Source organism: Polaromonas sp. P1_G2 (assembly GCF_056405515.1).
This window is the reverse complement of the sequence record NZ_JBFUBY010000166.1, coordinates 1-9497: the sequence shown is the minus strand read 5'-3', so window position 1 is coordinate 9497 and position 9497 is coordinate 1. Positions and strand designations below refer to the sequence as shown.

The window sequence follows — 9497 nt, the reverse complement described above, 5'->3', positions numbered from 1 at the left end:
ACATCGCCGCGCTCAGCGCACGGCACGCGGGCGCGCCACGCCCCAGCTTTATCCTGCCGCCCGAAGCCACCCAGGCCATCAAGTTCACCGGCGGCACCACGGGCGCGCCCAAGGGCGTGATGCAGACCTACCGCGCGTGGATGGCCAACATCACAAACCAGATCAACGCCTGGGGTTTTGACGAGCATGAACGTTATGTGGTGGCCGCGCCCGTCACGCACGGCACCTCGACTTACCTCTTGCCCGTACTGGCCCAGGGCGGCCGCCATGTGCTGCTGGCCGGCGCGGGCGCCGAGGCGGTGCGCGCCGCCTTCAAGGACAAGGGCGGCACCGTGAGCTTCATGCCGCCCACGCTGGTCTATATGCTGATGGCCCTGCCCGGCGCCTCGCGCGCCGACTTCCCGAATCTGCGCCGCCTGATCTACGGCGGCGCCCCCATGCCGCCTGAAAAAATCCGCGAAGTCCGCAACTTCTTCGGCCCGGTGCTGGGCACCACCTACGGCCAGACCGAGGCCCCGCAAATTTTGACGGTGATGCGGCCCGAAGATTTTGAGGACGAACGCAACTGGGCCGCCGTGGGCCGCTCCACCTGGTTCAGCGACGTCGCCATCATGGCGCCCGGCGGCAAGCTGCTGCCCACCGGCGAGGTCGGCGAAGTCGTGGCGCGCGGCGACCTGCTGATGTCGGGCTACTGGCGCCTGCCCGGCCTGAGCGCCGAAACCATCGTCGACGGCTGGCTGCACACCGGCGACCGCGGCCTGATCGACGAGCGCGGCTACCTCTACCTCAAGGACAGGCTCAAGGACCTGGTCATCACCGGCGGCTTTAACGTCTACCCCGTCGACGTCGAGAACGCGCTGGGCCAGCACCCCGCCGTGCATGAATGCGCCGTCTTCGGCATCCCCGACGACAAATGGGGCGAAGCCGTGCACGCCGCCGTGCAGCTGCGCGCCGGCCGGCAGGCCACAGCCGCCGAGCTGATCGCCTTTGTGCGCGAACGCCTGGGCCCGGTGCAGACACCGAAGCTGATCCACTTCCACGACACCCTGCCGCGTTCGCCGGTCGGCAAGGTCCTGAAAAGCGCCGTGCGCGAACAAGCCCTGGCCGCCGCTGCGGCGACCGCGGCTGCCTGATGAATGAAAGACTTCCCATGACCAGCGCCAAAAAGTCCCAAGCCAAACCCGTCACCAGCCTGTGCACCCACACGCTGACCAGCCTGCGCTACCGCAACGCCGACCTGGTCCAAGACCTGATGGGCAAAAAGACGTTCACCGAAGTCATGCTCATGCAGATCCTGAACCGCACCCCGCGCGGCGTAGACCTGCGCATCACCGACGCGGTGCTGATTGTCTTGATGGAACACGGCCTCACCCCCAGCGCCATCGCCACCCGCTTGGTCTATATGAGCGCCCCCGAAAACCTGCAAGGCGCAGTGGCTGCCGGCCTGCTGGCCGTCGGCAGTTCCTTCGTCGGCACCATGGAAAACTGCTCAGGCCTGCTGGACCGCATTGCATCGGCCGCAGACCCAGAAGCCGAAGCCTTAACCATCGCCCAACATTACAAAAACCTCAAAAGCCCGATACCTGGCTTCGGCCACCACCTGCACAAACCGGTAGACCYGCGCGCCTACAAGCTGCTCGATTTAGCCCGAGCCGAACCCGAACTGGCCGGCGACAAGATACGCGCGCTGGAGCGGCTCTCGGCGGCGGTTGATGCGGTCGCGGGCCGGCCCATCACGATCAATGCGACCGGGGCTGTGGCGGCGTTGCTGGGGGAGATGGGGGTGCCGACTGCCGTGATGCGCGGCTTTGCCGTGATTTCGCGTGCGGCGGGGCTGGTGTCGCATATCGTCGAGGAGCAGAGCAGTCCCTCGGGGCGGTTTATTTGGGAGACGGTGGAGGGGGCGGTTCCGTTTGTGGGGGGAAATGCCCAGGCGGAGACTTGACGGTTGTTCGGTTTAGCGTGCCTGAGGACGTGGACTTTTCACTCCTCGGCGCCTGGAGCCTTTTCATTTCGCGCTCTCCTCGCGCGATTTCTATCGTCAGCTACTTTGACCTCTTCTAGGGAGGTGGGAATTGCATCGTGAACAGCTTCTGTAAGCACGAACGATTCCGAGAGAACACTTGGAAAACTTAGGTTGTTCGGAAGAGCTACTGTGTATGGAGGCGAAGCGCCGTTATATGACTTCAAATAACTAATAACATTTTGCATAGATGCTGAAATCAACTGCAAAAGTTCTGCCAATTCTTCGAGATTCCAATTCACGCTGTGACGCTTAGCCAGACGACTGCGGTTACCTTTGGCGGGGCTACAAGCCCTATCTATGACATCAAAGCTCGTGCCAAATCGACTCCCGCCAATGGTGATTTCCTTTGGTTCAGTGTCAGTAGGGTTTACAGCCTGTTGAATTCCGTCGAAATCTGATCCACTTAGCGCAGTAATTTCCATCCAAAACTGACCCACGTAGGCACTACCCTGCTTGTTTTAAAAGCAGGGGAAATTAGGAGTGATAGACGTGGCGACATTGAATGTCATCAGGCGATGGGCATTGAGGGATCAGATGTCCATCCGCGAGATCTCAAGGCGTACAGGCCTGGCTCGCAACACAGTGAAGAAGCACCTGCGATCGGAAGAGAGCGAGCCTAGCTACCAAAGGCGGGCAACCCCTAGCAAGCTCGATCCCTACGCCGAGAAGCTGGCCACCTGGCTAGTGACCGAGGCAACAAAATCGCGGAAACAGYGGCGCACTTTGAGGCAGATCCACACAGACTCAGCCCAAAAAGGAGAAAACCAAGAACTTATCCACATCGTGAGCACCTTCTGCTCACAAAGAGTGTGGGTCAATATTCGATGGAAAACTCGGGTCAGACTTCAGTGCAATTCAACACCTTCATGTCAAAACTGTACTCTGGCGTCTTCCTAAGCCCTCTTCTTAAACATCCCAGAAGCCCCACTGGCCGCCCGAATCTCATCGGCCGTCGCCTTCAAGGCCTCGGACAACTCCTCCATCCGCACCAGCGGCCCAGCAATCGCGGCCACGCCTATTTGCCCAATATGAGTGGACAACTCCCTTCAATGGACAATCAAAAGCGGCGCCGGCCAAGCCTGTAGCCCGCGCCCTGTAGTCCCCGAGGAACAAAGCCACCAGTTCCCCGCGCATACGGTGCACAATCAGTGCGGCGCCACTGGTAGCACCACAAATCCCATATAAACACCTATATTTGGATATACAAATCATTTAATGATCCATATTTGGTTATTTCTGAAAAATTGATTGATGARTTTTGACTAAAAACAGATAATCATCTTTATTTGGCACTTTAATTAATTTAAACAGTCATATTTAGATAGTTATTTCTCATGACACCAAGCCCTTTACCCGTTGACCGGACCCTCCAGCGCCTTGGCCAGAACATCAGCCTGGCGCGGCTGCGCCGCAACCTCTCCCAGGCAGCGTTGGCGGAGCGCATAGGCGCGTCGGTGAACACCGTGCGGCGCATGGAGGCGGGCCACCCCGGTACCGCGCTGCAACACCTGGCGCGAACCCTTCAGGTGCTGGGCGGGCTGGGGGCGCTGGACCAATTGCTGGACACACAGCAAGACGCCATTGGCCTGGCACTGATGGATGAGAAGGTGCCGCGCCGCGCGCGCCTGCCCAAGGCCAGGGCCGATAGCGGCGCTTTCTGATCTGCCCCCAAGGAAGCACCCATGGCCACCCTCAAAAAATCCAGGACACCCGAGCCAGTCGGCAAGGCGGAGCTGGATGTGTTGATCGGGCGCGACGAGCTGCCGGTGGGCAAGCTGGTTTATGTGAAGTCCGGCCAGCGGGAGTTCTCGCAGTTCGCGTATGCGCCGGCATGGCTCACGCAAGCGCGTGCGTTTGACATCTCTACAGACCTGCAACGGGTGCAGGGCTTCCAGGCCCGAAAAGCCCCCGGCAAGGACGACTCCTGCTTCTTCATGGCCTTGGCGGACACCGAGCCGGACGCATGGGGCCGCCGGGTGATCGCGCGGGCGCATGCGAAAGAGCGCAAGGACAACCCGGCGCTGGGTGCCCTGACGGAGCTGGACTACCTGTGCGCGGTGGACGACTTTAGCCGTATCGGCGCGCTGCGCCTGCACGATGCGAAGCGAGGCTACCTGCGCGTCACCGAAGAAGGCCAGCGCGCCACCCCGCCCCTGCTGGAGCTTGAAAAAATACTGAGCGCGTCGCGCGCGGTGGAGCTCAACAAGGAATCGGCCGCCGACCTGAAGTACCTGCAGGGCAAGGGCACCTCCCTGGGCGGGATGCGCCCGAAGTGCACGGTGGTGGACAGCGACGGCTGGCTGGCCATGGGAAAGTTTCCGAGTGTTCAGGACGAACGCAGCGTGACGCGCGGAGAGGTTTTGGCCTTGCGCCTGGCGGAAAAGGCCGGCATTGACACCGCCAGGGCGCGCGTGGTGATGGTGCAGGGCGAACCGGTGGCACTCATCCGGCGCTTTGACCGCACCGCGGACAACGGGCGGATTCCTTATATGTCGGGCGCGACCTTGCTGCAGGCCGCCCGCAATGACGAGCGCGCCTACGCGGAAGTGGTGGACGCGATGCGCTCCAAGGTCGTTGAATTCGCCAATGACACGCGGCAACTCTGGCGCCGGCTGGTGTTCAACCTGCTGATCACCAACGTCGACGACCACCTGCAGAACATCGGCTTCCTGTATGTGGACAAAAACCTGTGGCGCCTGGCGCCGGCGTTTGACCTGAACCCCTTCCCGGACAAAGAGCGTGAGTCCAAAACCTGGTTGACCGAGGACACGGGGGCCATCACCTCGGTGGGCCAGTTGCTGGCGCAAGCCGCGCGCTTTGAACTGGCGCCCGCGGATGCCCTGCGCATCCTGGCTGAAGTGGTGACGGCGGTCGTCCAGTGGCGGACTGTCGCCGTTTCAAGCGAGGTGGGCCTTTTGCCCAGGGAGCTTGAGGACTTTGCGCCTGCCTTCGAGCATGCGGAGCTTGAAGAAGCGAAGGGTTTGGTGGCTTCCGCGGGGCCTATTCCCGCGGCATGACGGGGCTTCTGCGCTCCGGCCCTCAATCCACCGCAGGCAAGCGCTCCAGCAGCTTGTCGAGCGTAATCGGATAATCCCGAACCCGCGCGCCAGTCGCGTTGTACACCGCATTGGCAACTGCAGCGGCAATCCCACAAATCCCAAGCTCCCCCACCCCCTTGGCCTTCATAGGCGAGGACATAGGATCAGTCTCATCCAGGAAGACCACCTCCTGGTGCGGAATGTCGGCATGCACCGGCACCTCATAACCCGCGAGGTCGTGGTTCACAAAAAAGCCATGGCGCTTATCGACCACGAGTTCTTCCATCAGCGCGGCGCCGACGCCCATGGTCATGGCGCCTATGACCTGGCTGCGCGCGGCCTTGGGGTTGAGGATGCGGCCTGCGGCGCAGACGGCTAGCATGCGGCGCACGCGGATCTCGCCGGTGGCGGCGTCCACACCCACTTCCACAAAATGCGCGCCAAAAGTCGACTGCTGGTATTTTTTGTCGAGGTCGCCGTATTCCATGAAGTCTTCGGCCACCAGGCCCTTGTCGCCGGCGATCTGCGCGAGCGGGATGGAGCGGCCGCCGGCGTGCAGCATGCCGTCGGCAAAGACCGCGTCGGGTGCGGTGATGCCGGCGCTTTGGGCGATGGTTTCGCGCAGCTTCATGCAGGCGGCGTAGACGCCTGAGGTGGAGCTGTTGGCGCCCCACTGCCCGCCGGAGCCGCAGGAGACCGGGAAGGCCGAATCGCCGAGGCGCACCAGCACTTTTTCGAGCGGCACGCCCATGGTTTCCGCGGCGGTCTGTGCGATGACGGTGTAGCTGCCGGTGCCTATGTCGGTCATGTCGGTTTCCACCGTGACGATGCCGTTCTTGTCGAGCCGCACGCGCGCGGCGGACTTCATGGTCAGGTTGTTGCGGAAGGCAGCGGCGACCCCCATGCCGACCAGCCAGCGGCCCTCGCGCACCTGCGCGGGCTGCGCCTTGCGCCGGTTCCAGCCGAACTGCTCGGCGCCCAGGCGCAGGCATTCAACCAGGCGGCGCTGCGAAAAAGGCCGGCCGGCCTGCTCGGGGTCGACCTGGGTGTCGTTGCGGACGCGGAACTCGATCGGGTCCAGGCCCAGCTTCTCGGCCATCTCGTCCATGGCGATTTCAAGCGCCATCAGGCCGGGCGCTTCGCCGGGCGCGCGCATGGCGTTGCCCTCGGGCAGGTCGAGCACGGCCAGGCGCGTGGCGGTGAAGCGGTTGGCGCTGGCGTACAGCAGGCGCGACTGGTTCACCGCGGTTTCGGGCTGGCCTTCGGGCAGGTCGCCGGACCAGCCCTCGTGCGCCATGGCGGTGAGCTTGCCGTCGCGGCCRGCGCCCAGGCGTATGCGCTGGATGGTGGCCGGCCTGTGCGTGGTGTTGTTCGCCATCAGCGGCCGCTGCAGCGCGACCTTGACGGGGCGCCCGGCCGCGCGCGCGCCGAGTGCGGCCAGCAAGGCGTCGGCCCGCACCCACAGCTTGCCGCCGAAGCCGCCGCCGATAAAAGGCGAGACCAGGCGCACGTTCTCTTTGGGGATGCCCAGCGTGGCGGCCATGTCGCCGACGCTCCAGTCGATCATCTGGTTGGCCGTCCAGAGCGTGAGCTTGTCGCCCTGCCAGGCGGCCGTGGAGGCGTGCGGCTCCATCATGGCGTGCGACTGGTCGGGCGTGGTGTAGGTGGCGTCGAGCTGCACCGGCGCGGCGGCGAAGGCGCCCGCGAAGTCGCCGATTTTGGACTCGGGCGTGCCGCCGAAGTCGGAGGCTTTGGCCAGCGGTGCGCTGGCTTTTGCGGCGGCCAGGTCGAACTTGCCGGGCGTGCGCTCGTACTGGATTTTGATCAGCTGGGCGGCGGCGCGCGCCTGCTCGAAGGTCTTGGCGACGACCACCGCGAGCGCCTGGTGGTAGTGGTCTATCTCGGGGCCGCCCAGCAGCTTGGCGGTATTGAACCTGCCCTTGCCGAGCTTGCCGGCGTTGCGCGCGGTGACGATGGCCAGCACGCCGGGCGAGGCGCGCGCCGCGTCCAGGTCCATGGAGGCGATACGGCCCTTGGCGATGCCGGCGCCGACGATGTAGCCATAGGCCGGGTCGGGCACGGCGTCGTGGCGCTCATAGGCGTAGGGCGCGCCGCCGCTGGTCTTGAGCGGGCCGTCGATGCGGTCGGTGGGTTTGCCGATGACCTTGAGCTGGTCTATCGGGTTGGTGGTGGCGGGGGTGTCGAATTTCATGCTGCGCTCCTTGCCTGGGCCAGCACGGCGGCGAGCGTGCGCTCGACCAGGGTCAGCTTGAAGGCGTTGTCGGGTGTGGGCTGGGCGCCGGCCAGCAGGCCGGCGGCCACGGCCTTGGCGCCCTGCGGCATCGCGGCCTCGGCGGCCTCGACGCGCCAGGGCTTGTGCGCCACGCCGCCCAGCGCGACGCGGCCAGCGCCGCCGGGCTGCACGATGGCGGCCACGGAGACCAGCGCGAAGGCGTAAGAGGCGCGGTCGCGCACCTTGCGGTAGATGTGGGTGCCACCCACCGGCTTGGGCAGGCTCACCGAGGTGATGAGTTCGCCGGACTCCAGCGCGGTCTCGATGTGCGGCGTGTCGCCGGGCAGGCGGTGGAAGTCGGCAATCGGGATGACGCGGGCCTGGCCGTTGGGCCGCACGGTTTCCACCGTGGCGTCGAGCGCGCGCATAGCCACGGCCATGTCGCTGGGGTGGGTGGCGATGCAGGCCTGGCTGGCGCCGAGGACCGCGTGCTGGCGCGTGTGGCCGCCGATGGCGCTGCAGCCGCTGCCGGGCTGGCGCTTGTTGCAGGGCTGGTCGGTGTCGTAGAAATAGGGGCAGCGCGTGCGCTGCAGCAAGTTGCCGGCGGTGGTGGCCTTGTTGCGCAGCTGGGGCGAGGCCCCGGCCAGCAGCGCACGCGACAGCACGCCGTAGTCGCGCCGCACGCGCTCGTCGGCGGCCAGCGCGGTGTTGCGCACCAGCGCGCCTATGCGCAGCCCACCCTCGGGCGTGGCTTCTATCTTGTCGAAGGCCAGGCCGTTGACGTCCACCAGGTGGGCCGGCGCCTCGATCTGCAGCTTCATCAGGTCCAGCAGGTTGGTGCCGCCGGCGATGAACTTGGCGTTGGCATGGCGCATGACGGCCTTCGCGGCCTCGGCCGGGGTGCGCACGCGCTCATAAGTAAAGGGTTTCATGTCGCCACCCCCGCGACTTCGGTAATCGCCTCGGCGATATTGGAATAGGCGCCGCAGCGGCAGAGGTTGCCACTCATGCGCTCGCGCAGCTCGTCGGCCGACAGCACGGGGCGGGTGTTGAGGTCGGCGCTGACGTGGCTGGGGACGCCGCGCCGCATCTCATCAAGCATGCCGACCGCCGAGCAGATCTGCCCCGGCGTGCAGTAGCCGCACTGGTAGCCATCGTGCTTGACGAAGGCCGCCTGCATGGGATGCAGCTGGCGCGGCGTGCCCAGGCCTTCGATGGTGGTGACCTTGGCACCCTCGTGCATTACCGCCAGCGTGAGGCAGGAGTTGATGCGCTGGCCGTCGACCAGCACGGTGCAGGCCCCGCACTGGCCGTGGTCGCAGCCTTTTTTGGTGCCGGTCAGGTGCAGGTGCTCGCGCAGGGTGTCGAGCAGCGTGGTGCGGGTGTCGAGGTTCAGCGTGTGCGCCTTGCCGTTCACCTCGATCGTGACGCGGGCGGTGGGTACGGTGCCGGCGGTTGCGGAAGGGGGTTCAGTGGCGGCCATCGTGTCCTTGGGAAGTGAGCTGACGGCCGCCGAGGCGGCGCCCGCAATCAGCAGGCCTCGACGGGAAACCGTGAGGGGGTCGGGATTGTTCATGGGGGGTCACCYTTGTGATTAGACCAGCTAGGGAAAGGTTGAGCATCCGCGTGGGTGGGGATCTCCTTTGTAGGACTGTGGCTTAGGGTGTGGTCGGTGGCGGTTACTCCGGGGCTGCGCCGCCGTGGCCCTGGGGTTATGTGTCGAAGCCCGGTCTTGCTCCGGCGGAGTGCCCTTCTCTTGATCTTGCTGGCCGGGGTTGCCGGCAGCAACTCACTTTTCTTTGCTTCGCCAAAGAAAAGAAGCAAAAGAAAACGCGACCCTGGTTGCTGCGTCCCTCCGCTTCGCTGCGGGCAACCTGCGGTGCTCGGTTCAGGCGGGGTCTCGCTAAACTCGCCTTCGGCTCAGACAACGCGATCCCTGATCCGCCTGAACCTGCGCTCCTCGGCGCATCCACAAGGGGTGGGGAAGGAATACCAATTACCGAATGCAAAGAAACAAGGACTCGCCTTGGCGAGTCCTTGTTTGTATTGGTCTTCTTGGTATCTTCTGTCCCCGCTCCCGATCCCGATTGCCCCGTCCTGGCTGGGCCGAGGAGCGCAGACGTAGGCGGATCAGGGATCGCGCTTGTCTGAGCGAAGCGAGTTTGCGCGAGACCCCGCCGTAGTCGAGCACCGCAGGTTG

The 9497-nt window shown here is 64.6% G+C and carries 8 protein-coding genes and 1 pseudogene; 5 read left to right on the top strand and 4 right to left on the bottom strand.

Going from position 1 to position 9497, the window contains the following annotated elements; genetic code table 11:
• Window positions 1-1133 (top strand): class I adenylate-forming enzyme family protein (locus AC1D0P_RS16665; protein WP_477677767.1); only part of this gene is annotated, 1133 nt, incomplete at its 5' end.
• A 17-nt stretch (window positions 1134-1150) separates the two neighbouring features.
• Window positions 1151-1945, top strand: a complete 795-nt coding sequence (locus AC1D0P_RS16660) for a citryl-CoA lyase (protein ID WP_477677766.1) — start codon at window positions 1151-1153, stop codon at window positions 1943-1945.
• Between the two features lie 38 nt (window positions 1946-1983).
• Here the strand turns inward: AC1D0P_RS16660 and AC1D0P_RS16655 are convergent, their stop codons facing one another.
• A complete protein-coding gene (locus tag AC1D0P_RS16655; protein WP_477677765.1) occupies window positions 1984-2448 on the bottom strand; it encodes a hypothetical protein in 465 nt (154 codons plus the stop codon).
• A 58-nt stretch (window positions 2449-2506) separates the two neighbouring features.
• Between AC1D0P_RS16655 and AC1D0P_RS16650 the strand changes: the two are divergent.
• From AC1D0P_RS16650 to AC1D0P_RS16640, 3 genes and pseudogenes are all read left to right on the top strand, one after another.
• Window positions 2507-2785 (top strand): annotated as a pseudogene (locus AC1D0P_RS16650) (IS21 family transposase); the annotation flags it as partial.
• Between the two features lie 575 nt (window positions 2786-3360).
• Window positions 3361-3687: a helix-turn-helix domain-containing protein gene (locus AC1D0P_RS16645; RefSeq protein WP_477677764.1), complete on the top strand. Its 327-nt coding sequence runs from the start codon at window positions 3361-3363 to the stop codon at window positions 3685-3687.
• 21 nt (window positions 3688-3708) lie between these two features.
• A complete protein-coding gene (locus AC1D0P_RS16640) occupies window positions 3709-5043 on the top strand; it encodes a type II toxin-antitoxin system HipA family toxin (protein WP_477677763.1) in 1335 nt (444 codons plus the stop codon).
• Between the two features lie 22 nt (window positions 5044-5065).
• Here AC1D0P_RS16640 and paoC read toward each other — a convergent pair whose 3' ends face one another.
• The 3 genes from paoC to paoA are packed head-to-tail and all read right to left on the bottom strand — an operon-like array spanning window position 5066 to window position 8873.
• Window positions 5066-7276, bottom strand: coding sequence for an aldehyde oxidoreductase molybdenum-binding subunit PaoC (gene paoC / locus AC1D0P_RS16635; protein ID WP_477677762.1), 2211 nt, complete (start codon window positions 7274-7276; stop codon window positions 5066-5068).
• Window positions 7273-8229 carry an FAD binding domain-containing protein gene (locus AC1D0P_RS16630; RefSeq protein ID WP_477677761.1) on the bottom strand — a complete coding sequence of 319 codons (957 nt, stop codon included), beginning with the start codon at window positions 8227-8229 and terminating at the stop codon, window positions 7273-7275. Before AC1D0P_RS16630 ends, paoC begins: the two co-directional genes overlap by 4 nt.
• On the bottom strand, window positions 8226-8873 hold the full coding sequence (paoA, locus tag AC1D0P_RS16625) for an aldehyde dehydrogenase iron-sulfur subunit PaoA (RefSeq protein WP_477677760.1): 648 nt from the start codon (window positions 8871-8873) through the stop codon (window positions 8226-8228). The genes AC1D0P_RS16630 and paoA overlap by 4 nt, the downstream gene beginning before the upstream one ends.
• Between the last annotated feature and the right edge of the window lie 624 nt (window positions 8874-9497).